The sequence below is a fragment of the Geodermatophilus sabuli genome, from assembly GCF_010686765.1.
Lineage (GTDB): Bacteria > Actinomycetota > Actinomycetes > Mycobacteriales > Geodermatophilaceae > Geodermatophilus > Geodermatophilus sabuli_A.
The window spans coordinates 51,431-74,771 of record NZ_JAAGWF010000029.1 but is presented as its reverse complement, the minus strand read 5'-3'; the positions used below and the strand labels follow the sequence as shown (position 1 = coordinate 74,771).

Annotated in this window: 22 protein-coding genes and 1 other RNA gene; 14 read left to right on the top strand and 9 right to left on the bottom strand. The window is 73.6% G+C overall.

The genetic code is table 11. From position 1 onward, the window contains the following. The 5 genes from GCU56_RS21760 to nadA form a co-directional block, all read left to right on the top strand. On the top strand, positions 1-1,463 hold a 1,463-nt coding region (locus GCU56_RS21760; protein WP_163484221.1), incomplete at its 5' end, for an HNH endonuclease signature motif containing protein. Between the two features lie 63 nt (positions 1,464-1,526). Further along, a complete protein-coding gene (locus tag GCU56_RS21755; RefSeq protein WP_163484219.1) occupies positions 1,527-2,366 on the top strand; it encodes a Nif3-like dinuclear metal center hexameric protein in 840 nt (279 codons plus the stop codon). Positions 2,367-2,375: 9 nt separating this feature from the next. Next, positions 2,376-3,116: a CT398-like coiled coil hairpin domain-containing protein gene (locus GCU56_RS21750; RefSeq protein ID WP_163484217.1), complete on the top strand. Its 741-nt coding sequence runs from the start codon at positions 2,376-2,378 to the stop codon at positions 3,114-3,116. Next, on the top strand, positions 3,113-4,207 hold the full coding sequence (locus tag GCU56_RS21745; RefSeq protein WP_345771999.1) for a bifunctional RNase H/acid phosphatase: 1,095 nt from the start codon (positions 3,113-3,115) through the stop codon (positions 4,205-4,207). The genes GCU56_RS21750 and GCU56_RS21745 overlap by 4 nt, the downstream gene beginning before the upstream one ends. A 274-nt stretch (positions 4,208-4,481) precedes the next feature. After that, a complete protein-coding gene (nadA, locus tag GCU56_RS21740; RefSeq protein ID WP_345771998.1) occupies positions 4,482-5,513 on the top strand; it encodes a quinolinate synthase NadA in 1,032 nt (343 codons plus the stop codon). Between the two features lie 26 nt (positions 5,514-5,539). Here nadA and GCU56_RS21735 read toward each other — a convergent pair whose 3' ends face one another. The 3 genes from GCU56_RS21735 to GCU56_RS21725 form a co-directional block, all read right to left on the bottom strand. Beyond that, positions 5,540-5,758, bottom strand: coding sequence for a hypothetical protein (locus GCU56_RS21735; RefSeq protein WP_163484213.1), 219 nt, complete (start codon positions 5,756-5,758; stop codon positions 5,540-5,542). Between the two features lie 119 nt (positions 5,759-5,877). Further along, positions 5,878-8,172 carry a putative bifunctional diguanylate cyclase/phosphodiesterase gene (locus GCU56_RS21730; protein WP_163484211.1) on the bottom strand — a complete coding sequence of 765 codons (2,295 nt, stop codon included), beginning with the start codon at positions 8,170-8,172 and terminating at the stop codon, positions 5,878-5,880. Between the two features lie 71 nt (positions 8,173-8,243). Beyond that, positions 8,244-8,999 carry a TSUP family transporter gene (locus GCU56_RS21725; RefSeq protein WP_163484209.1) on the bottom strand — a complete coding sequence of 252 codons (756 nt, stop codon included), beginning with the start codon at positions 8,997-8,999 and terminating at the stop codon, positions 8,244-8,246. Between the two features lie 24 nt (positions 9,000-9,023). Between GCU56_RS21725 and GCU56_RS21720 the strand changes: the two genes are divergently transcribed. From GCU56_RS21720 to rnpB, 6 genes are all read left to right on the top strand, one after another. Then, positions 9,024-9,380 (top strand): hypothetical protein, encoded by a 357-nt coding sequence (locus GCU56_RS21720; RefSeq protein WP_163484207.1) that lies wholly within the window; start codon positions 9,024-9,026, stop codon positions 9,378-9,380. 56 nt (positions 9,381-9,436) lie between these two features. Then, the gene (locus GCU56_RS21715; protein ID WP_163484205.1) at positions 9,437-10,966 is read left to right on the top strand and encodes a DHA2 family efflux MFS transporter permease subunit; all 1,530 of its coding nucleotides are present in this window, start codon (positions 9,437-9,439) and stop codon (positions 10,964-10,966) included. A gap of 28 nt (positions 10,967-10,994) precedes the next feature. Continuing rightward, a complete protein-coding gene (locus GCU56_RS21710) occupies positions 10,995-11,690 on the top strand; it encodes an alpha/beta fold hydrolase (protein ID WP_163484203.1) in 696 nt (231 codons plus the stop codon). Positions 11,691-11,732: 42 nt separating this feature from the next. Continuing rightward, positions 11,733-12,284 (top strand): dihydrofolate reductase family protein, encoded by a 552-nt coding sequence (locus GCU56_RS21705; RefSeq protein WP_163484201.1) that lies wholly within the window; start codon positions 11,733-11,735, stop codon positions 12,282-12,284. Between the two features lie 19 nt (positions 12,285-12,303). Then, positions 12,304-13,023, top strand: coding sequence for a PIG-L deacetylase family protein (locus tag GCU56_RS21700; RefSeq protein WP_163484199.1), 720 nt, complete (start codon positions 12,304-12,306; stop codon positions 13,021-13,023). Between the two features lie 29 nt (positions 13,024-13,052). Next, an RNA gene (rnpB, locus tag GCU56_RS21695) (RNase P RNA component class A) lies at positions 13,053-13,455 on the top strand. Between the two features lie 29 nt (positions 13,456-13,484). On the opposite strand, the gene GCU56_RS21690 is transcribed toward rnpB, so the two are convergent. The 3 genes from GCU56_RS21690 to GCU56_RS25890 form a co-directional block, all read right to left on the bottom strand. After that, positions 13,485-14,111 carry a site-specific integrase gene (locus GCU56_RS21690; protein ID WP_163484197.1) on the bottom strand — a complete coding sequence of 209 codons (627 nt, stop codon included), beginning with the start codon at positions 14,109-14,111 and terminating at the stop codon, positions 13,485-13,487. A gap of 162 nt (positions 14,112-14,273) precedes the next feature. Beyond that, the gene (locus GCU56_RS21685; RefSeq protein WP_163484196.1) at positions 14,274-14,447 is read right to left on the bottom strand and encodes a hypothetical protein; all 174 of its coding nucleotides are present in this window, start codon (positions 14,445-14,447) and stop codon (positions 14,274-14,276) included. A gap of 332 nt (positions 14,448-14,779) precedes the next feature. After that, positions 14,780-15,373, bottom strand: coding sequence for a DUF4352 domain-containing protein (locus tag GCU56_RS25890; protein WP_440588759.1), 594 nt, complete (start codon positions 15,371-15,373; stop codon positions 14,780-14,782). A 1,160-nt stretch (positions 15,374-16,533) separates the two neighbouring features. Between GCU56_RS25890 and GCU56_RS21675 the strand changes: the two genes are divergently transcribed. After that, positions 16,534-16,803 carry a hypothetical protein gene (locus GCU56_RS21675; protein WP_163484194.1) on the top strand — a complete coding sequence of 90 codons (270 nt, stop codon included), beginning with the start codon at positions 16,534-16,536 and terminating at the stop codon, positions 16,801-16,803. Positions 16,804-17,114: 311 nt separating this feature from the next. On the opposite strand, the gene GCU56_RS21670 is transcribed toward GCU56_RS21675, so the two are convergent. Further along, on the bottom strand, positions 17,115-17,363 hold the full coding sequence (locus tag GCU56_RS21670) for a hypothetical protein (protein ID WP_163484193.1): 249 nt from the start codon (positions 17,361-17,363) through the stop codon (positions 17,115-17,117). A 963-nt stretch (positions 17,364-18,326) separates the two neighbouring features. Next, positions 18,327-18,923, bottom strand: a complete 597-nt coding sequence (locus tag GCU56_RS21665; RefSeq protein WP_163484192.1) for a TetR family transcriptional regulator — start codon at positions 18,921-18,923, stop codon at positions 18,327-18,329. Between the two features lie 136 nt (positions 18,924-19,059). Between GCU56_RS21665 and GCU56_RS21660 the strand changes: the two genes are divergently transcribed. Together GCU56_RS21660 and GCU56_RS21655 are read left to right on the top strand one after the other, a co-directional pair. Beyond that, on the top strand, positions 19,060-19,497 hold the full coding sequence (locus GCU56_RS21660) for an ester cyclase (RefSeq protein WP_163484191.1): 438 nt from the start codon (positions 19,060-19,062) through the stop codon (positions 19,495-19,497). A gap of 209 nt (positions 19,498-19,706) precedes the next feature. After that, on the top strand, positions 19,707-20,543 hold the full coding sequence (locus GCU56_RS21655; RefSeq protein ID WP_163484190.1) for a class I SAM-dependent methyltransferase: 837 nt from the start codon (positions 19,707-19,709) through the stop codon (positions 20,541-20,543). A gap of 59 nt (positions 20,544-20,602) precedes the next feature. On the opposite strand, the gene GCU56_RS21650 is transcribed toward GCU56_RS21655, so the two are convergent. Further along, positions 20,603-23,164: an AAA family ATPase gene (locus GCU56_RS21650; RefSeq protein ID WP_163484188.1), complete on the bottom strand. Its 2,562-nt coding sequence runs from the start codon at positions 23,162-23,164 to the stop codon at positions 20,603-20,605. Between the last annotated feature and the right edge of the window lie 177 nt (positions 23,165-23,341).

The following is a 23,341-nucleotide window of genomic DNA, read 5'->3' as shown; positions in this document are numbered from 1 at the left end:
TCTCGCGGTCGGCGGCCTCGGTGCTGATCGATCAGGCGGTGACGCTGGTCGGGAAGTTGCCCGGCACGTGGGCGGCGCTGGCCGACGGGCGGCTGGACTGGCCGCGGGCGCGGGCGGTCGCGCACGAGCTGGGGTGGAAGGCGCGGTCCACCGATCCGCTGGTGATCGGGGCGGTGGAGGCCGCGGTGTTGCCGACGGCGATGGAGCTGTCGGTCCGGCAGCTGACCGCGGTGGTGCGGCGGGAGCTGACCGCCCGGGATGCCGCGGCGGCGGAGGCCCGGCGGCGGGATGCGGAGGCGGCCGCGGACGTGACCGTCCGCCCGGCCGGGGACGGGATGGCCGAGCTGGTGGCGCGGATGCCGCAGCCGCTCGCCGCCGCGGTCCGGGACACCCTCACCACCCACGCCCGCGCCGCCAAGGCCGCCGGCGACGACCGCCCCCTGGGGGTGCTGCGGGTGGGTGTGTTGGCCGACCTGACCCTGCGGCCGTGGGACGACACCCGGGATCCGGTGACCGCCCAGTTGACCATCACCACACCCCTGGACGCGCTCCACCCCACCACGACTCGGGCGGGTGCTGCGCCCCTGGACGCGCTCCGCTCATCCGGGCCCGGCACCGCTGGGGCGGCGCTGACCGCGCTTGATCCGCCCGGCTCGGATGGTCCTGGTGCGGTGCTGGTGCGACCGGGGTCGGTGCCCGCACCGACCGCGGTGGTGGGTGGCGAGCCGATCACCGCCTCCCACGTCCGGGAGCTGCTGATCCAGCTGGACGCGGTCTGTCCCGGCGGGCTGCAGGCTCCGACCGGGGGCAGTCTGACGGTGGCGATCACCGACCCGGACGGCACCCTGCGCGCGACCGCGTCCCGGCGGGAACTGGAGAGCATCGCCCGCCGCGGCTGCCCCACCCACGACCAGCCCCCCGGCCGGAAACGCCGCCGCCGACGGCGACCCGACACAGCGCAGGCGGCGTCCGACGACCACCCGGCACCAGACACCTGCGCCTGTCCGGTGTTGGACCGGCCGCCGCCGATCGGCCGCTACGAGCCGACGCCCGCGCAACGGCGGTGGGTGCAGACCCGCGACCGGACCTGCCGGCATCCCGGCTGCTCCAACCGGGCCGGCTGGGCCGACCTCGACCACGTCGAGTCCTACGCGTGCGGTGGGCCGACGGCGTGCGAGAACCTGTGCTGCCTGTGCCGCCGGCACCACCGGCTCAAGACCCACGCCCGCGGCTGGCGGTACGCGATGACCCCCGACGGGGTGCTGACCGTGACCACCCCCAGCGGCGTCACCCGCAGCACCCGACCACCCGACCACTCGCCCAACGGCCGGGACCCAGCCGACCGACGCCCACCCGAGGAGCACCGAACCAAGCTGCCCGTCACCGGCGCCCGGGTCCTGACCGCGCCACCGGGACCGCCACCACCGGCACCCGACCCCGCCGAGGACCCACCACCCTTCTGAGCGCCGGCTCGGCGATCGCCCGCTGACGGCCTCCGGAAGGGACGGCTCGCCTACAGTCCCGCCGTGGCCGTGACACTGGGGGAGGTGGTCGCCGCGCTCGAGGCGCGGTACGACCCCGCGCTCGCCGAGGAGTGGGACGCCGTCGGACTGGTCTGCGGGGACCCCGACGAGCCGGTGCGCCGGGTGCTGTTCGCCGTCGACCCGGTGACCGCGGTCGTCGACGAGGTGGTCGAGACGGGTGCACAACTGCTGGTCACGCACCACCCGCTGCTGCTCACCCCGGTCCACGGCGTGCCGGCCGACGACCCCAAGGGCCGGCTGGTGCACCGGCTGATCCGGGCCGGCGCCGGCCTCTACGTCGCCCACACCAACGCCGACCGGGCGCCCGCATCCGGCGTCAACGACGCCCTCGCCGCGGCACTGGGCCTCACCGGCACCGCACCGCTCCAGCCCGCTGCCGGCGATCCCCGGGCAGGGCTGGGCCGCGTGGGCCGGCTGCCCGAGCCGACGACCCTGGCCGCCTTCGCCGCGCACGTGGCCGCCGTCCTCCCGGTCACGGTGGGCGGCGTCCGGGCCGCCGGGGACCCCGACCGCCGCATCGAGACCGTCGCCGTCTGCGGTGGCAGCGGCGGGTCCCTGCTGCCGGCCGCCGTGGCCGCCGGCGCCGACGTCCTCCTGACCAGCGACCTGCGCCACCACCCCGCCTCGGAGTCGCAGGAGTCGGCAGGTCCGGCCCTGTGCGACGTGGCGCACTTCGCCTCGGAGTGGCCGTGGCTGCCGGTCGCCGCGGAGGCGCTGCGCGGCGACCTCTCCGGCCGCGTCGAGGTGGCCGTGTCGCGGCGGCGCACCGACCCCTGGACGTGGCATGCCGCGAGCGTCGGGGAGCCGTCACCCCGCAGGTAGGTTGAGCGGGTGAAGGCCGACCACTTCGACCAGCAGAAGCTGCTGGCCCTGGCCGCTGAGGACGTCGCGCTGGCGCAGCTCGCCCACCGCAAGCGCACCCTCCCCGAGAACGCCGCGGTCGAGACCGCCTCCGACACCGAACGCGAGTTCGCTGCCGCGGTGGTGCACGCCGAGACCGCGGTGCGCGACCTGCAGCGGGAGGTCAAGCGGCTGGAGGGCGACGTCGAGACCGTGCGGCAGCGTGCGGCCAAGGACCAGAAGCTGCTCGACTCCGGCAGCGTCAACCCCAAGCAGATGACCGACCTGCAGCACGAGCTGCAGTCACTGGCTCGCCGCCAGTCCGACCTCGAGGACCAGGAACTCGAGCTCATGGAGCAGCTCGAGACGGCCGAGGCCGCCCTCGCCCGGGCGCAGGAGGGGCAGCAGGAGGCACAGGCCCAGAAGGAGCGGGCGGAGCAGCTGCGCGACGACGCCCTCGCCGACATCGCCGACGGCACCACCACGCACGATGCCGCCCGCAGCGACGCCGCCGCGAGGATCCCCGCGGACCTGCTGAAGCTCTACGAGCGGATCCGCACCCAGACCGGAGCCACCGGTGCGGCGATGCTCAAGGCCCGCCAGTGCCAGGGCTGCCGGATCGAGCTCAACGGGCGCGAGCTCGCCGCCGTCCGCAACGCCGATCCGCACGAGGTCGTGCGATGCGAGAACTGCGGCCGGATCCTCGTCCGCACCGCCGAGTCCGGACTGTGAGCCGACGGCTGGTCGTCGAGGCCGACGGCGGCTCGCGGGGGAACCCCGGCCCGGCCGGCTACGGCGCCCTGGTCCGGGACGCCACAACAGGGAAGGTGCTCGCCGAGCGGGCCGAGTCGGTGGGCCGGGCGACCAACAACGTCGCCGAGTACGGCGGGCTGGTCGCCGGGCTGCAGGCCGTCCTCGACCTGGACCCGGGTGCCGACGTCGAGGTCCGGATGGACTCCAAGCTGGTGGTCGAGCAGATGTCGGGTCGCTGGAAGGTCAAGCACCCGGACATGCAGAAGCTCGCCCTGCAGGCGCGGGCCATCGCCCGCCAGCTCGGCACGGTCCGCTACACGTGGGTTCCGCGCGCGCAGAACGGCGCCGCGGACGCCCTGGCCAACAGCGCCATGGACGGCCGTCCGGTACATCGCGACCTGGTCGCCGAGCCCGCGACCACGGAGGACGACGTCCAGCCGGTCGCCGAGCCCGTCCCCACCGTCACCACGCTGACCCACCTGCTGCGGCACGGGCGCACCGAGCACACCCCGGAGCGTCGTTACAGCGGCCGTAACGACCTGCCGCTGTCGGCCATCGGGAGGGCCGAGGCCGAGGCCGCCGCCGTCCGGGCGCGAGAACTGGGCATCGAGGTCGTCGTGGCCTCTCCGCTGCGCCGCACCCGGGAGACCGCCGAGGTCGTCGCCGCGGTCCTCGGCCTGCCGGTGCAGCTGGACGACGACCTGGTCGAGCTCGACTTCGGCGAGTTGGAGGGGCTGACCGCCGACGAGGCGCGGGAGAAGCACCCGCTGGCCACCCGCCGGTTCATCGCCGACGTCACCGTCGCCGCGCCGGGCGGTGAGTCGGTCGCCGACGTCGCCACGAGGGTCGGTCGCGCCCGCGCTCGCCTCCTCCGGGAGCACGCCGGGAAGACGGTCCTGGTGGTCAGCCACGTCACGCCGATCAAGTTGCTGCTGGCCGCCGGGCTCGACGTCGCCGACGACGTCGTCCACCGGGTGTTCCTCGAGGCGGCGTCGTTCTGCACCGTCGCCTGGAGCTCGGACGGCCGTTCGTCGGTCCGGCTGGTCAACGACACCGCCCACCTGCGCTGAGACCGTGCTCAACGGATGAGTCGAGGACGCCGGCGCCGTCTCCTGTGACAGCGGACCCACGGGTCCCGGCGACACGAGGTGGTCCCGGCGACACGAGGCGTGCTGCTCGAGGACGCGCGGACCGTGCCGGGGAAGCGGGTCACCCGCCTCGTCCACGACGTCCGGCGCAGACGGGGAAGGGCGGCCACCGGCGTGGTGTTGCACCGGGTGCCCCGCGCCACAGCCACGGCGACGGCCGGGGGATCATGGGACAGCCCCGATCCCGAGGAGATCCGTGACCGCGACCATCGCCCCCGCCACGTCCGCCGTCGTCGGTGACGAGCGCACCCTCTCGCCGGCCGAGTACGAGAGCTGGGCGGCCGAGGTGCGCCGGCTGGCCGAGGAGCGCGGGGCGGTGGTCCTGGCGCACAACTACCAGGTGCCCGAGATCCAGGACGTCGCGCACTTCACCGGTGACTCGCTCTACCTGTCCCGGGTCGCGGCGCAGACCGATGCCCGCGAGATCGTCTTCTGCGGCGTCCACTTCATGGCCGAGACGGCGAAGATCCTCTCGCCGGACAAGACCGTGCTGCTGCCCGACCACGCGGCCGGCTGCTCGCTGGCCGACTCGATCACCGCCGAGCAGCTGCGCGAGTGGAAGGCCCAGCACCCCGGCGCGGTCGTCGTCAGCTACGTGAACACCACCGCGGCGGTGAAGGCCGAGACCGACATCTGCTGCACGTCGTCCAACGCCGCCGACGTCGTCCGGTCCATCCCGGCCGACCGCGAGATCCTGTTCTGCCCGGACCAGTTCCTGGGCGCGCACGTCAAGCGGGTGACCGGCCGGGAGGACATCCACATCTGGGCGGGGGAGTGCCACGTGCACGCCGGCATCAGCCCCTCCGACGTCCGCGCGCAGGTCGCCGCCCACCCGGACGCGGAGATCCTGGTGCACCCCGAGTGCGGCTGCACCACCTCGGTGCTCGACCTGGTCAGCCACGGCGACCTGCCGGCCGACCGGACGCGGGTGCTGTCCACCGGCGGCATGGTCGAGGAGGCCGGCCGCACCTCGGCGCGGGAGGTGCTGGTGGCCACCGAGGTGGGCATCCTGCACCAGTTGCGGGCGCTGAACGCCGGCACGCAGTTCATCCCGATGAACGAGCGCGCCGCCTGCCGCTACATGAAGATGATCACGCCCGCCAAGCTGCTGCACACGCTGCGCACCGGCGAGGGGGCGGTCGACGTCGACCCGGAGACCGCCGCGCGCGCCCGCCGGGCCGTCGAGGCGATGATCGCGATCGGCCAGCCGGGTCGCGGCGGCGAGTAGGGCCGTCCGGTTCCGAAGGCCTCCGCTCAGCGGAGGACGTCGTCGGAGATGTCGGCGACGATCGCCTTGAAGGTGCGGGTGTCCACCTCGTCGTCGACGGTGACCCGCACGATGTCGGACACCTGCTGCGGGGACGTCGGGCGGACGGCGGCCGCCCGGGCCGCGGCGATCAGGTGCAGTCGCTGGATGCGTCCGGTGGAGCAGTCGCCCGCGTTCCGGACCGGGGAGAGTCGGTTCTCGCGCATGGACCGACGCTAAGGAGCCGGCAGCCCGCTCGCGGGAGGCGAGGGGCGCGTGTCCCCGGGGGGCGTCCCGTCCGTCCCGTCCGCCCCAGGACCCGCGCCAGCGTCCACGAGCGGTGGGCCTACGTCCGCGCGGGGACCCCAGCGGCCTGGAGGGCGGGCGACCGGACCTGGTCGAGCCAGCGCTCCAGCCGGTCGGCCGGCAGTGGCGGCGAGTGCAGGTACCCCTGGCTGTCGTCGCAGCCCAGCACCGCCAGCTGGGCCAGGGTGTCGCCGTGCTCGACGCCCTCGGCGACGACCCGCAGGCCCAGCCGGTGGGCCAGGGTGATCGTGCTGGCCACGATGGCCTCGGTCCGGGTGTCGGTGAGCAGGCCGCTGGTGAAGGAGCGGTCGAGCTTCAGCTCGCCGACCGGCAGCTCGCGGAGGTAGGACAGCGACGAGTAGCCGGTGCCGAAGTCGTCGATGCTGACCGTGACGCCCAGGTCGGCCAGCCGGGCGACGACCGCGAGGCTGCGGTCGGGGTCGCTGATCAGCACGCTCTCGGTGACCTCGAGGACCAGGGCCTCCGGCGGGAGGGCGTGGTCGAGCAGCAGTCCGGAGACCCGGTGCGGCAGGTCGGTGTCGAGCAGGTTGCTCGCCGAGAGGTTCACCGACATGCGCAGCCGCCGGCCGCCGTGCCACCACGCCGAGGCCTGCGCCACCGCCTGGCGCAGCACCTCGTCGGTGACCAGGCCCATGAGGCCGTGCACCTCCGCCAGCGGCAGGAACTCGGTCGGGCCGAGCAGCCCCCGGACCGGGTGCGCCCAGCGGACGAGTGCCTCCACACCCAGGGGGACGCCGGTGGCGACGTCCACCTGCGGCTGGTGGTGGAGGACCAGCTCACCGGTGCGGATGCCGGTGCGCAGCTGCTCGACCAGGCCCAGGTGCGTGCTGCTGTCGGCGTGCCGGGTGCTGTCGTAGACGGCCACGCCGGTCCCCGAGCGCTTCGCGTCGTACATCGCCGCGTCGGCCCACCGGAGCAACAGCTCCGGGGCGCCGGCGCCCTCTGCCGGGAACCGCCCACCGGAGCTGGCCAGGCCGATGCTCGCCGCGACGTGCACCGACATGCCACCCACCCGGAAGGGCTCGCCCAGATGCGCGACCAACCGCCGGCCCAGCGCTGCGGCGGCGTCCTCGGAGGCGGCACCGATCTCCGTCGGGGCGACGACGGCGAACTCGTCACCGCCCAGGCGGCCGAGCAGGTCACCGGGTCGCAGCACCGGGCGCAGCCGGGCTGCCACCAGCCGGAGCAGCTCGTCGCCGGCGGAGTGCCCGAGGCCGTCGTTGACCTCCTTGAACTTGTCCAGGTCGAGCAGCGCGAAGCTCAGGGACGACCCCTCCTCGCACAGCTCGTCGATCCGGCGCAGGACGGCCCGCCGGTTCGCCAGGCCGGTGAGCTCGTCGGTGAGCGCCTCGCGGCGGGAGACCGCCAGCTGGGCCAGCTCCCGCACGTTGACCAGCAGCCGCACGCTGGAGCCGATCGCGGCGAGGGCGGCACACCAGGTGGCGGCGCCGGCGCCGTCCAGGCCGCTGTCCACCCCCAGTACCGCGGTGGACGCGAGGATGACCACGAAGGCGCCGACCGTCGACGCGGTCGGGTCGGTCGGCTGGGGGTCCACGCGCGCGGGACGCATGGCGGCGGCCACCGCCAGGGAGCACACCCCGAGTGCGAACGCCGCAGCCGGCCAGCCACTGGGGACGCCTCCCTGCGCGACCGCTCCAACGTGCCCGATGAGGGCCAGGGCGAAGGCTCCGGCGACCAGCCAGCCACGAGGGTCGCGCCGCATCCCCCCGAGGCCGATCACCGACAGCGAGGTGCCGACCAGGACGCCAGCGGTCGCGACCTGGGCGAGCAGGCCCTGGACCTGCCACCACGGGCCGTCGAGGAGCCGGCTCCCCGCGGCGGTCAGGACGGTGTTGAGCACCGCCGTCATCGCCAGCACCGCCGAGGAGCCGTTGAGGACGTCGTTCGGATCGGCGAGGTTCGTGCCGAAGCGGTTCCAGCGCACCAGCCCGCCGTAGACGAGCGGAAAGGCCAGTACCGGCGCCCAGGTCATGGGCAGGGCAGCGACGTCGCGGGTGGCGGGGAACAGTCCGAGCACCGTCGTGGCGACAGCGGCCGCGGAGAAGACGACGGCCCCGGCGGCGAGTCGCTCCCACACCGCGCGCTCCTGCGGCATGGTGCGGGCCCGCCAGACCAGCATCACGCACACGCCGCCGTGCAGAGCGAGCGCCAGGAGGGAGGGGGGCGGCCCTGCCTGGCCGGCGGCGCGCTCGTTCGCCACCTCGGCCACCACCGTGGCGGCGAGGAGGAGCACGACCGCGAGCGTCCACCGGGGAGCACCCGGGAGCAGCCGTGGGCGGGAAGGGACCGGCATGCCCTCTCCATCGGACGCAGCTGCGCCGAGGTGGACCCCGTTCACCCCTTGGGAGCAAGGAACCGCGCAGGTCACCGCCGGAGGAACAGGTAGACCGCCACCACCGTCCCGAAGCCGACGATGAGGACCCGCAGCGGCCCGGCCGGGATGCGGGTGGCCACACGCGCTCCGACGAAGCCGCCGAGCAGGCTGGCGGGAGCGGCGACGGCGACCACGAGCCAGTCGACCGGCCCCCAGATGCCGAAGACCACGAGCGTGACGGTCGCCGTGACCGCCGACAGGACGGACTTCACCGCGTTGGCCAGCTGCAGCCGCTGCAGACCGATGCCGAGGACGCCGACCAGGATGACGCCGAGCGCGCCACCGAAGTAGCCGCCGTAGGCGGTGGCGAGGAACAGCGCGAGGTACAGCCACCGGGGGTCGCGCCGCCGGCCGCCGTCCTCGGTGCTCCGCAACCGGTGGGTGAGCAGGGGCTGCACCGCCAGCAGCAGGCTGGCCAGCAGGACCAGCACGGGGACGACGACGTCGAACGCCTCGCTGGGCGTGGTCAGGAGCAGCACGCTGCCCGCCGTCCCACCGAGGACGGCGACACCCCCGAACCGCACCAGGCGACCGCGCTGGCCGGTGTACTCGCGCCGGAAGCCCGCGACGCCGCCCAGGTAGCCCGGCCACTGGGCGATCGAGTTGGTGACGTTCGCGGCCACCGTCCCCAGGCCCAGGGCCACGAGCGTCGGGAAGAGGATCAGGGAGCCGCCGCCGGCGATGGAGTTGATGACCCCGGCGACGAGTGCGACCCCCGCCGCGACGGCCAGGTCGAGGGCGGACACGGCTGGCGAGCCTACGGTGGGCCGGTGGAGCTCCCGGGCACGGCGAGGGTCCTGCTGGCGGCGCTGGCCGGGTCGGGGGTGCTGCACCTGGTACGCCCTCGGACGTTCGAGTGGCTGGTCCCACCGGAGCTGGGCGACGCCCGGTCCTGGGTCACCGCCAGTGGGCTGGCCGAGCTCGGCGCCGCCGCGCTGATGGCGGTGCCGGCGACCCGCCGGGCCGGTGGCTGGGCGGCCGCGGGGCTCCTGGTGGCGTTCGTCCCCGCGCACCTGCACACGTTCCGGGTGGTCCCGCGCCGTGCGGTGCCGCTCGCCGTCGCCGCCGTCCGGCTGCCGCTGCAGGCGCCGCTGGTGCGGGTGGCGCTGCGGGTGGCCCGGGGGTGATGCAGAGCGCGCGTACTGGTTGGTTGCGGCCTGCACCGGTGGGGCACCCCCGGCCGGTGCGCAAGTGGTTGCCGCTGGTCGCGATCTGCACCGGCACGTTCATCCTCCTGGTCGACGTCACGATCGTGAACGTCGCGCTGCCCGACATGGCAGCCGACCTCGCCACGACCTACGGGCAGCTCCAGTGGGTCGTCGACGTCTACGCGCTGGCACTGGCCTCGCTGGTGCTCGGGGCGGGGTCGCTGGCCGACCTCTACGGCCGCCGGCGCGTCTACGTCGCCGGCCTGGTGGTGTTCGCGGTCGCGTCCCTGGCCTGCGGGCTGGCGCCGAACGCGGAGCTGCTGCTGGTCGCCCGGGCGGTGCAGGGCATCGGCGGGGCGGCGATGTTCGCGACCACGATCGCCCAGATCAACACCAGCTACGAGGGCCGGGACCGCGGGACGGCGTTCGGCGTGTGGGGTGCCGTGGTCGGCGCGGCCGCGGCGCTGGGGCCGATCGTCGGGGGCGCGCTCAGCGAGCTGTCCTGGCGCTGGATCTTCTTCGTGAACCTCCCGGTGTGCGTGGTCGCCGTGGCCCTCACCCTCGCGGTGGTGCAGGAGGCCCGGCAGCCCGGCGCCCCCCACCCCGACGTCCCCGGCATCGCGCTGTTCACCCTGGGTGCGGGCCTGGTCGTCTTCGGGCTGGTGCGGGCCGCCGCCGACGGCTGGACCGGAGCGCCGGTGTGGGGTGCCCTCGCCGGTGGGGCCGTGGTGCTGGCCGGCTGGGTCGCCGTGGAGCGCCGCCGCCGGGAGCCGATGCTCGACGTCGCCCTGTTCGCCAACCGGTCGTTCACCGGCATCATGCTCGGCGCGCTGCTGCTCAACGGAGCGGCGTTCTCCTCGAGTCTGTTCATCTCGCTGTGGCTGCAGTCGGTGCTCGGGCTGTCCCCGCTGCAGGGCGGGCTGGTCTTCATCCCGCTGTCGCTGCTCAGCTTCGCCGTGGCGGCGGGAGCCGGGCGGTACCTGCAGACGCTGCCCCCGCGGTTCGTGCTCGCCGGCGGGCTCGGGCTGGTCGGGGTCGGTTCGTTGCTCATGGCGTTCGTCGACGGCAGCTCCGGGTGGGTGGTGCTCGTGCCCGGACTGACGGTGCTGGGCATCGGGGTGGGTGCGGCCAACCCGACCCTGGCCGCCTCGGCGCTGGCCACGGTGCCGCGCGAGCGCAGCGGGATGGCCTCCGGCGCGGTCAACACCGCCCGCCAGCTGGGCTTCGCGCTCGGCGTCGCGGTGCTGGGCAGTGTCTTCACCGCGCGGGTGGCCTCGGTGCTCGCCGACGCCGGCACGCCCGACCCGGCCGGGACGGCGTCCGCGCTCAGCGCCGGGCAGGCCGGCCAGGTGCTCGGGTCGGCCGAGCCCTCCACGCGGGAGGCCCTGGCCAACCTGGTGGCGGTCTCGTACGCCGACGGGCTGCGCGACGTGTTCCTCGTCAGCGGTGTCGGCGGGGTCCTCGGCGGGCTGCTGGTGCTCTGGCTGGTGCGGGCCGAGGCCCCGGGTGGCGGCCGCCGCGCACCGGACCGCGCGGCCACCGGCGCCCCGGCCGCGACTCGCTGACCGGTCCGCGCCCGGCCACGATGGGCCGATGACCGACATCGTCCTGGTGCACGGCGCCTGGTGCTGGCGCAGGGTGCTGCCGCTGCTGTGGGCGGCCGGGCACCGGGTGGTCACGGTGACGCTGTCGGGGCTCGGCGAGCGGGCGCACCAGCTCTCGCCGGCGATCACGATGGACACGCACGTCCAGGACGTCGTGACCGCCGTCCGGGCGGAGGAGTGCCGGGACGCCGTCCTGGTCGGCCACAGCTACGGGGGGATGGTGGTCACCGGAGCGGCCGACCGGCTGGGGGACGTCGTGGCCCGGCTGGTGTACGTCGACGCGGTCGTCCCCTCGGAGTCGGGGGAGTGCTGGTCGACCCGGAACCCGCCGGCGGTGGCGGCGCAGCGGCGGGCGGCCATCGCGGAGCACGGCCTCCTCCCTCCGCCACCGGCGTCGGTGTACGGGCTGACCGGAGCGGACGCCGACTGGGTCGAGCGGCGGCAGACGCCCCAGCCGCCGGGTGTCTACGACGACCCGCTGGACTTCGACGTCGGCCGCTGGGCCGCCCGGCCGCGCACCTTCGTCGACTGTCCCGCACCGGCGCTGCCGACCATCGGACCGTCCCGGGAGCTGGTGCGCTCGCAGCCGGGGTGGGAGGTGGTCGAGCTGGCGACCGGGCACGACCCGATGGTCAGCGCGCCCGACGAGCTGGCCGCCCTCCTGCTGGCGGTGGCCGGCCGCTGACCGCGGCGATGAGTTCCGGGCACCGGCCGGGTCATCCCCGGCATGGCACACCTCGTCGTCACCCAGAACACGACCCTCGACGGAGTGGTCGAGGCCACCGGCGGGTGGTTCGACCCGCAGAGCGGGGCGGCGGACACCTCCGACCTCCTGGCCGTCGTGCGGGAGCACATGGCCGGCCAGACCGGCTTCCTGGTCGGCCGCCGGACGTTCGAGGAGATGCGCTCGTTCTGGCCCGCGCAGACCGACGACACCACCGGCGTCACCCGCCACCTCGACGAGGTCACCAAGTACGTCGTCTCGCGCACGATCACCGACCCGGACTGGCAGCACACCCGCGTCCTCGCCGGGGTGGAGGACGTGCGGGCGCTGCGCGACTCGGCGGACGGCGAGATCGGCGTCACCGGCAGCATCACGCTGTGCCACGCGCTGATCCGCGCCGGGCTGGTCGACGAGTACCGGCTGTTCGTCTTCCCGCGGGTGCTCGGCCGCGGCCGCCGGCTGTTCCCCGATGGCGTGGACGTCCCCCTGCAGCGGGTGGCCGAGCAACCGTTCCGCGTCGGGGTCACGCTGCTGACCTACCGGCCCGCGGCCTGACCGGAGGAGACTGCCGCCCATGCCACCTGCACGGATGCCCGACGACTGGCAGCGCGCCCTCGTCGTCGCAGCCCACCCCGACGACATCGAGTACGGGATCGCCGCCGCCGTCTCGGCCTGGACGGCGGCCGGCAAGGAGGTGCACTACCTGCTCGCCACCCGCGGCGAGGCCGGCATGGCCGGGGTGCACCCGGACGAGGCGGGGCCCCTGCGCGAGGACGAGGAGCGCCGGTCGGCCGCCGTCGTCGGGGTGACCGAGGTGGAGTTCCTCGACCACCGGGACGGCACCCTCGTGGCCGGGCCGGACCTGCGCCGCGACCTGGCCGCCGCCATCCGCCGGCACCGGCCGGAGCTCGTCGTCACCGGGTACTTCGGCGCGACCTGGACCCCGCCCGGGGTCTCCCCGGCCTACGTCAACTCGGCTGACCACCGGGCGCTCGGCCAGTGCGTGATCGACGCCGTGGCCGACGCCGCCAACGAGTGGATCTTCCCCGACCTGACCGAGGAGCGGTGGAGCGGTGTGCAGTACATCGCCGTCTCCGAGATGACCGACCCGCCGCACGAGGTGGACGTCGCCGACCACGTCGAGCTGGCGGTGGCGTCGCTGTCCGAGCACCGCCGGTACCTGGAGCTGCTGTCGGACGACCCGGTCGAGTCGCAGGCACGTCAGATCGTCGACATGTCCACCATGACCGAGGACGGGCGGCGCCGGGTCGGCTTCCGGCTCTTCTGGGGCTGACCGGCCACTACACTGGTCGGCACGACGGACGAGTCGGCTGGGCGGTCGCGTCGGCGGGGGAGACCCCGTCGCCGAGGAACGTCCGGGCTCCACAGGGCAGGGTGGTCGTTAACAGCGACCCGGGGTGACCCGCGGGACAGTGCCACAGAGAACAGACCGCCAGCGGCTCGCCGCTGGTAAGGGTGAAACGGCGGTGTAAGAGACCACCGCGCACCGGGTGACCGGTGTGGCTCGGTAAACCCCACCCGGAGCAAGGTCGAGAGGGACGGCGGTCCGCCGCCGTCCTGCGCAGGCGTTCGAGGGCTGCCCGCCCGATGCCTGCGGGTGGACCGCACGAGCCTGTCGGCAACGGCAGGCCTAGAGGGATGACCGCCCATCGGGAGGCCGCGAGGCGCCCGTGGACAGAACCCGGCGTACAGGCCGACTCGTCCGTCGCCCCTCGCTGACCAGCACTCATGGGTTCAGTGGGTGGCGTCAGTCCGCACTGAGTCCGCAACTCGGCCGAACACGGAGTCGACGGCAGCCCTGGTCCGGTCGTCCGAGTCGGGCCATAGATGGCTGTAGGTGTCGAGCGTCTCGGCGGCGCTCGCGTGACCCAGCCGCGCCTGCACGGTCTTCACCGATTCGCCGTGCCGGATGAGCAGGCTCGCGTAGAAGTGCCGCAGCGAGTGCATCGTGACGCCGCTGAGCCCGGCACGCCGTACCGCCGGTCGCCAGACGGCTGCGGAGAACGCCGTGCGGCGGATCGGGTCGCCGAGTTCGGTGGTGAAGACGAACTCGGCGGCCGGCCAGGTGGCGAGGTGCACCGCCAAGGCGTCGACGACGACCGTGGGGAGCGGGACCACGCGGACGGAGGCTTGCGTCTTGGGTGGCGCGAGGTAGGGCGCTCGGTCGGGCATGGTGACGAGCTGCCGGTCGACGGTCAGCTGCCGGCGCAGGAAGTCGATGCGGTCGACGGTGAGCCCGAGGGCCTCGCCCTGCCGGAGCCCCGTGCCCGCCGCGAGGGTGACCAGGGCCCGGTATCTCTCCGGTGAGGCTTCGGTCAGCGCCTCGACCGCCTCGACCGCCTCGACCGCCTCGAGCGTCATCGGCTCGATGCGACTGCGATGGATCCTCGGCAGCTTGGTTCCCTCGCACGGGGAGGCGACGATCCGGCGGTCGCGGACGGCGGACGTGAAGATCCCCGCGAGGATGCGGTGAACTCCAACTGTCCCGGGCGCCAGGTCGAGGGACAGCTGCTTGATCAGGGACTAGACGTCGCTGGGCAGCACCGAGCCGAGCCGCTCGTCCCCGAGGGTGGGGTAGACGTGGCGGCGCAGCATCGTCTCGACGTGGGCGGCAGTGGTCGGTCGATGGACCTGGGTGGTCCGCCACTGCTCCGCGTACTCGCGCACGGTCACCCGGCCGGCCGCGGGATCACTCACTACCGTGCGGCTGGAACTCGGCGACCCTCTGGAGAGTTCGCGCGCACGGGCGTCAACTTCTCGGCGAAGTCAGCCAGGGAGTAGCTGTCCACACGTTCGGGTGACGGGCACGTACACAAGCGCCTGAAAGGCCGTCGTCACAACGGTCCCAGCCTCTCCCGCGACAACGCCGCACACGCCCCTGTCTCGGGTCGACATCTGCTTCTTTCGCGTGGGGGCGGCATACCTCGCCGTCCCGGCCGCCCACACGGTGACTGCTGGGTCAGCGCACCCCTACGACCACGCCCTGGGATGTCCGTCGAGCCCACCGAGGAGGCGACGCGCTGCCCCCCTTAAGAGGTGACCTCGAACGTCGTCAGCACCTCGAAGCCGATCGAGTAGTCGATGTACGCAGGCCCAGTTGGCACGTCGAAAGCGAGCTCGCCCCGAACGATGCGGCCGGGCTGCACCTCGCCATGCTGGAGTTGATTGTCGAGGACCCCGCCGACGTAAGACTCAACCTGCCCCTGAGGCGTCGCGGCTTCCCAATCGAGAGCGTTGTAGTTGACCGTGCCGGTCGTGCTGGCAATGGTCACGTCGATAACCAGCCATGAGCCGTGCGTCGGCGCCTCAGAGGCATACCCCTCCGCCACGCTGACTCGGCGTACACCGTTCAGAGTGACCGACCCGGCGACGGGGCTGCCATCTCCCAAGGTCCCCGAAAAGTCCACCGTTGAGCCGACGCCATTCGTAGGCGGCGGCGGAGGCGGCGTGGACGTGGGCGGGGTGGGTCGTGCGGAACTGCTGGTTGCAGGCGTGGACGACCGGCTGTCCTCCGCGGACGAGGTTGCGGCCGCAGTCGCCTCTGCGGGGGCCGCGACAGGTGCCTCGTCGTCGATGCTGGCTCGACCGACCGCTATCCCCGCTAAAAAAAGGATCAGTGCCATGGCAACCGCTACCCACAACAGGGGCTGCTTGTAGAATGGCTTGCTCGAAGGTCCGGCCTGTACGGGTTGCCACTGTGGCAGGTAGGGCGCCCCCGTAAGGGGCATGGGGTAGGGAGCGGGCACGGATGCCTGCCACTGCGGGGGTGGACCGTTTGCCGCCTGGGCGGCCCACTGCTCCCCACCGCCAGCAGGTTGCTGTGGTCCCGGCGCCCCGTTCGGATCGCTCATTCTGTCCCTTGTTGGTCGTTGTGAGACTTTGGAGGTGACACGGACTTGTGTCATGGGAGCGCTCTCGCCATCGTCGAGACTCTCTCCCTCTATCGGCTCTGCGGCGAAGCCTTTGAGGCGAAACGCAGCAGCGCACCGAGGCTGTGATCAACCGGATGCGAGACTGACTGTGGCGCCGTCTCCTCGGCAGGGTTCGGCTGATCACGCTATGTCACTCGGACGGGTTGTGTCGCCTATCGATGCCATCGGCTGGCTAGACCTCCGGCGTGGCCGCCCGCATCTCCCAGCAGGTCGCAGGGTTCCGGGCCGGCTGGGTCAGCTGAGTGTCCGCCACGGAGCCGTGTCTGTCCTCAAGGGGCCCACTACGGGACAGTACGGTCGCCCAAGGTTTTTATGGTTTGGCGGGAGGCTCCGTGTGCCGGTTCGCGTACCTCCGTCGAAGCCACCAGCGGACCGGCAGAGCCGCTAGACCCCAGCCGAGGAACATGATCAACGCCCAGACCCAGCCGCCGAGCGCGTAACCCAGCACGCCCCCCACGAGGCCCCAGAGCGATTGCCGGAGCAGGAAGGGTCCCAGCGGCGCTGTCGCATAAGCCCTGGCTCCCGCGCGGTCCTGCGCGCGTATCCGATCGGCTGCTGCTCGTACGGGCGGCGTGCGCCGCCGTCTGGCGGGTCTTCCACGTCCACACCTTTGGCCAGCCGACAGAGGACGGGCAACTCACGGCCAGTCCGAGGGAAAAGCGTCCACCAGACGAGTGAACGACGGAGCGCGTATCCCCGGGGCGCGCCAGGCGTCCTCGCGCACGAATGTCACTTAAGCCGCCCAAGGGTGAGATGACGATGGTGTCCCAGAGACAGCCGGAACCGCACACACTGTGGTGAGCGCCCGGTCCCCGGCACGTCGCCGCGCCTTCGACTCCTAGGCTGGCCGCATGGGCAAGCGGAGTCTGAGTACTGGATTCGCCACTAACCCAGGCATCCAAGTTCTGCTCGCGGTGCTCGTCGTCGGCACCATCGGCCTGCTGGTCAGAGATGTCCTCGCCGAAGACCGATCCAGCCTCGACATTGCAATCAGGGCCGCGACGGCGATCAGCTGGGCCGTGATACTCGCGGCAGGGGTGATCGGTCGTCGGCGCCAGCGGCGAGAGCAAGCCGCGACTTGCGATGACCCTGGGCGCGACCACCGAGCGCCGACTGGCTGAGCTGTTCCTAGAGCCTCCCTCACGTCGAGGCGGCCGGTTGCCCCCAAGCGGCCCACTAGGTGACACCGGTCGAGACCCCTTTGGATGAGGCGCATGGTGCGGCAGTCGCTCGCGTCACAGACTGCGGCGGTGACGTCAAAGCGACCTCAGATCGCCATCATGCTCGTGCTGGCTATTGCGGCTGCGTCATGGGACTGGCTCTTCGATGGGCAGGGCTACGGAGGCGCCGTTGCTGTTGGCTTGTTGGTGGGCGCCGCCTTGCGGGCGCTAGAACGAGAGAATCGGGGCTCTCCTAGTCCCTAAGCGGCCCACTATGAGACACGGTCGTTGCGCCGCAGCCGCGTCCAACTGAAGACGGCAAGCGACGCACTCGCACCAGCCAGGGCTACCCATGCCCACCCCATGCCGGTGGCATCGCGGCTGAAATTCGCGATGGCCAGGACCGCCCACACCAGGGCAAGGAGAACATAGAAGCCGAGCCGGGTGCGCCAGCGCATTGACGTCTCAGTCCCCTCCATGCGGTGGACGGTACGGACGAACACGTCGTTGAAACCAGTCACGCCGTGTCCCTCAAGCCGTCTTCACAGTCAGCCGTCGGCCGAGATGTCACTGAGCGGCCCACCTAGGGACGGGTCAGCGCGTAGGCGACTCCGGCAGCCGCTTCCTTCGGAGCCAGAGGATTACCACCGCTCCCGGACCCGAGACGATGGCCGCGACTAGCACCTTTGTGTTGCTTGACCAGTCCGTGAACGCGACCAAGAGCAGCGCGACTGCAACGGCCCAGCCGATCATCAGTGCTGCGGTGACGACCGACCAGGTAGTCCGCTCGCTCACGCCGCTAAGGATGGGCCCCGTCGACTCCGACGCCGACCGGATAACGAAGCATCCACTGAACGGGTGAACGCGCCTGCGGCATGTGGAGGCGTCCCCAAAGCCACCTTCGAGGTCAGCCGGCCCGTGTCCCTGAGCGGCCCACTCAGAGACACCCGAAGATCGCCCCCGACCGGGTGGGCCCGGCCCTGCCATCCAGCCAACTCTGGCCCAAGTCCCCTAGCCTCCGAGGCGTGCAGCGGTCGTGGCAGAGTCCAGTCCGTCTGGGGTTGATCGCTGTCTTCGTCGTGATTGCCCTGGCCAGTGCCATCATGGGTGTCTGGTGGACGGCGGTCTCTGCTGCCCTCCTCGCCGCCGCGCAAGTCGCCAGCGTCGCTCACGAGCGCCGCAAGGCAGTGGGCCGGAATCCGAGGGCCGCCCCGTAGTCCCCGAGCGGTCGCCCCGTGGACACGGGCGTCCCTGAGGCCGCCTTCAGAGACACGCGGCGGGCAGCGATCGGTCGCCTTGTAGCGGCCCTCAGTCCGCACAGAGTCCGCAGGTGGGCCGCAAACAGCCAGCAGTGGTCGCATGCCGCCAACGGCATGACCGCTGCTCAAGCGGCGATTCAACGATGACCAACGACGGTCACATAAGCCGTCACGGTTCCCGGCGTACAGGCCGACTCGTCCGTCGCCCGCCGACCGGGTGGCGCCTCAGCCCTCGAGCAGTGAGCTGATCAGGGTGTCGCCGAGCCAGGTCCGGTACTCGTCCGCCGTCCACCCGCGTCGGGTGACGAGGCTGTCGTAGTTGGCCTGCGCGCAGATCGTCCACAGCAGGTCCGCCGCCCGATCGGCCGGCAGGCCGGAGCGCAGCGCTCCCCGGTCGTGCAGCAGCTGGGCGAAGCGGCGCAGCCCGTCGAGCCGCTGGGCCGTGAGCCGGTCCTGCAGCGCCGCCAGCGCCGGGTCGTGCCCGGCGGCGGCCGCGAGGACGGACAGGAGCGGGCCGCTCCGTCCCCACACCCCCGGCTGGGTCGCCGCGTAGGCCCGCAGCTGCCGGCGAGGGTCGGGTTCCTCGATGACCCTGCGGATCGCGGGGCGCTCCTCGACGGGCAGCTCGGCGCGTTCGGCGCCGCCGGCCAGCGCGGCCTGCACCGCCGCGGCCAACAGCTCGGCCTTGCCGCCCGCGGAGCGGTACACCGTCTCGACCGAGACGCCGGCGTCCGCGGCGAGGGCTGGGATCGTCGTCCCGACGTAGCCCCTGTCGAGGAAGAGGCGCGTCGCCGCGTCGATGATCCGCCGGCGGGTCTGCACGGCACGCTCCCGGCGTCGGGGTGCGTCGTAGCGCCGTCGGGGTCTTGCGTCCTCAGACATTGGCGAGAATGCTACTTGCGTCAATAAGGGGCGCGCGACGCCCGGTCGACGCCCCGCCACTGTCGAGGGAGCCGTCATGACCACCACCGCCGGACCAGACATCACGTCGATCGCCCGCCGGGTGCTCGAGGACATCTTCCCGGCCGACGACGAGGCCGCCCTCGCCGAGGTCGTCAGCGCCGACTTCGTCAACCACGAGGCGCCGTCCGGGACCCCGCCCGGGCTCGGGAGCGTGGCCGGGTTCATGCACCTGCTCGCCCGGGCGTTCTCCGACCAGCAGTGGACGATCCACCACACGGTCACCGACGCCGACACGGTCGTCCTGTACTGCACGCACAGCGGGCGGCACACCGGCGACTTCTTCGGCCTGGCCGCCACGGGCCGGACGTTCTCCTACCGGCAGATGCACATGATCCGCATGCAGGACGGCAAGGGAGTCGAGCACTGGGCCGTCCGCGACGACGCCGGCCTCATGCGCCAGCTGACCGGACAGGTCGCCGACCGTCCCCGTTGACCACCGGGCCGCCCGCGACCAGGCCCGGAGCGGCAGCGGGCGAGCGACCCACCATCGGTGCTCCGTCGTAGGTGGGGCCGGCCCCGAGATGGGGTGCCGCGCCGGCTGAGATGGGGAGTTCTCCCGTCGAGCCCGGGGCCTCCTCGTTCCTAGCGTTCTCCTCGTCCGCAGCACCGCACCGACGCGGTGCGCCGAACCAGGAGACGATGATGACCCAGACGATCGACACCACCGCCGATCGCGCACTCAAGGCCAAGCACCGGGCGATGTGGGCCCTGGGGGACTACCCCTCGGTGGCCATCGAGCTGATCCCCGAGCTGGGGCCCGAGCTGGTCGCAGCGAGCGGGGTGCGCCCCGGTGACCGGGTGCTGGACGTGGCCGCCGGCGCCGGGAACGCCGCGGTCCCGGCCGCGCTGACCGGGGCACGGGTGGTCGCCAGCGACCTCACCCCCGAGCTGTTCGTGGCCGGCCGGGAGTTCGCAGCCCGCCACGGCGTGGACGTCGAGTGGGAGGAGGGCGACGCGGAGGCGCTGCCGTACGACGACGGGACGTTCGACGTCGTGCTGTCCTGCATCGGCGTCATGTTCGCCCCGCACCACCAGCAGGCGGCCGACGAGCTCGTCCGGGTGTGCCGGCCGGGGGGCACGATCGGCCTCCTCAGCTGGACCCCGCAGGGCTTCGTCGGCGACATGTTCCGGACGATGAAGCCCTACGCGCCCCCGCCGCCGCCCGGTGCCCAGCCGGCGGTGCTGTGGGGCGACGAGGACCACGTCCGGGCACTGCTCGGCGACCGGGTCACCGACCTCGTCACGCGGCGGCAGACGCTGACCTGCGATCGCTTCCCGACACCCGCGGCGTGGGCCGAGTACTGGAAGACCGCGTACGGGCCCACCATCGCGGTGTACCGCCACATCGCCGACGACCCGGAGCGGGTCGCGGCGCTCGACCGCGACCTGACCGCTCTCGCGGCGCGGTTCGACCACGGCACCGACGGCACGGTCATGGACTGGGAGTACCTGGTCCTGACCGCGCGCACGCGGAGCTGACGGCCGCCCCAGCCGCGGGCCCGGTTCGTCCGGGCCCGCGGCCGGGGCGCCCGGAGCGGTCAGGCCGGCTGGGCCGGGACGCCGAGCCGCCGGGCCACCGCCGCCGCCTCGCCGCGGGAGTGGACGTCGAGCTTGGCGAGGATCGCCGACACGTGGTGGTCGGCGGTCTTGCGGGAGATCACCAGCCGGGCGGCGATGTCGGCGTTGCTCAGGCCGTCGGACAGCAGGGCCAGCACGTCCAGCTGCCGGGCGGTCAGCCCGGCCGGGTTGGCCCGCGTGGCCGGCAGCCGGCCACGGGGGACGCCGCTCACCCCCGCGTCGCGCAGCCGGGCCCGGAACAGCGCCGCCACCGCCCGGGCACCGAGCCCGTCCAGCACCGCGAGGCCCGCCAGCAGGTCGTCGGTCGCCCCGGCGTCCCACGCCGCCAGTGCCTGCTCGTAGGGCTGGTCCTCGAGTGCCGGTGCCGGTGCCGGTGCCGGAGGCCGGGCCGGCGGGCCCACCTGCTGGACCCCGGCGTCGGCGAGGCGCCGCGTCCACCGCAGCAGCGGGCCGAGCGCGGCCGCCCGGCCGGAGAACGACCCCGCGAGCAGCCCGGACACCAGCGGCTCGTCCAGCCGCGGGTCGGGACGCCGGGCGATCCAGGCCTGTTCGGCGAGCGCGGCCGCCGCGGGCGCGACCAACCCCGGGGTGTCGAGCCGGTGCGCCAGCCGCCACAGCTCGTCCAGGTGCGGATTCACCGGCGCTGCCTCCCGCCGGGCCGAGAGCAGCCCGAGCACCAGGTGCGGCCACAGGTGGCTGAGGGGGAGGTCGCCCGACTGCAGGACGGCGCGCGCGTCCTCCTCGGCCTCGGGCCAGCGGCCCTGGAGGAAGCGCAGCCGCGCCCGGACACCGAGCTGCCATCCGGTGCAGATCGGGGTGTCGCGCTCGTCGCTGATGCGCAGCGCGAGGGCGACGGACTCCTCCGCGTCGGCGAAGCGCCCCTGCTCCACGTCGAGGTGGCAGAGGTTGCTCGTCGGCGTGGTGGCCAGGTCGTCGTCGCGGTGGCGCAGCCCGACGTCGGTGGCTGCGAGCAGGTCGGCCCGCGCGGCGACGTCGCCCGCCCCGAGCCGCGCGATCGCGACCCCCATGGAGGCGGTGCTGCGCAGCACGACGTCGCCGTCGAGCTCGTCGGCGATCCGCGCCGCCCGGTCCCCGGACCGCTGCGCCTCCGACGTGTCGCCGCGCTGGGCCGCGAGGAAGGCGTGGTGGGCGAGGGCGAAGCCCAGAGCCCGCCGGTCGTCGCCGGTGGCCAGGATGTCCAGCGCGGCCCGGTCGTGCCGCTCGGCGTATGCCCGGTCGGCCGCGTACCAGCCGAAGCCGGAGAGCGCGCTGTGCCCCATGCCGACCGCGACCGTCTCTCCGGCCGCACGGCGCAGTTCCACCGCCTGCTCCCGGGCCGCGATGGCGTCCCGCAGCCGGTCGGTGAGGTACAGCTCGGTGGACAGCGGCTCCAGCAGGGCGGCCCGGGTGCCGGGATCGTCCCCGGCGTGGCGCAGCGCGGTCTCGTAGGAGGCCACGGCCTCCCGGTGCGCACCCGAGCGGGAGGCGTCGGCCGCGGCCGCGGAGGCGTACCGCACGATCCGGGGGACGTCCCCGGCGGCGACGGCATGGTGGGCCAGCACGCTCGGATCCCCGCCGACCGCCTCGAGCGCGTCGATCATGGCCGCGTGCAACGCCGGTTCCCCGGCGGGCCCGGTGGCCTCGAGGACGGCGGACCGGGCGATCTCGTGGCGGAACGCGACGCCCCGGCCCCGGCGGTCGACCAGGCCGGTGCCGGCCAGCACGCCGACCGTCGTCGGCGACACCCCCAGCGCCCCCAGCAGCGCGCCGCTGACCGGCTCCGGCGTGCACGACAGGAGCTCGAGGCAGTGCCGGGCCGACGCGGCCAGCCCGGCGGCGCGCGCCAGCACGGCGTCCCGGACGCTCTCGGGCAGCGGGGAGTCGGGCTGGGCGAGGATCTGGCTGACGAAGTAGGGGTTCCCCGCCGTCCTGCGGTGCACGTCGGCCGGGTCGAGGCCGTGCCCGTCCAGGAGGCGGGCGACGGCCGACCGGCTCAGCGGGGCCAGCTGCAGCCGGTGCGCGTCCGGCGAGGACACCAGGTCACCGAGGACGGGGCTCAGCGGGGAGCCGGGCCCCAGCGTGTCGCGGTAGGACAGCACCAGGACCAGCGGCAGGGAGGCGAGGCGGCGGGCGAGGAACCGCACCAGGTCCAGCGTGGCCTCGTCGGCCCAGTGCAGGTCCTCCACCACGAACACGCGCGGGCGGGTGCGCAGGGCGTCCAGCACCGCCGCGAAGACCTCGTGCTGGGTGGCTGCGCCGCCCAGCAGCCCGGGGACCGGGCCGCCCAGCTGGTCCGCGACGTCGCGCAGCGGTCCCAGCGGGCGGGGCGTGCTCAGCGGGTCGCACATGCCCCACAGCGGTGGTGCCTCCTCTCGCACCCGCTCGACGAAGTCGCGCAGCAGCACCGTCTTGCCGATGCCCGCCTCGCCGGCCACGAGGACGACCGAGCCGGAGCCCTCGACGGCGCGCGCCGCACGGTGGAGGAGGACGTCGAGGGGGCGCTCGCGCTCCAGGAGTCGCACGCGGCGAGCGTAGGAGAGCCGGTCGGCGTTGCCCACCGCCTTCCCGGTGGTCGCCCTCCCTCGGCGGGGGACTGCGGGCGCCGTGACGTCAGTCCGCGCTGACGGCCCGTCCCCGGGGCGGGTTCCGTCGGCTGGTCGTCGCGGACCAGGCCGGCGACCTCGGTGGCGTGCCGAGGA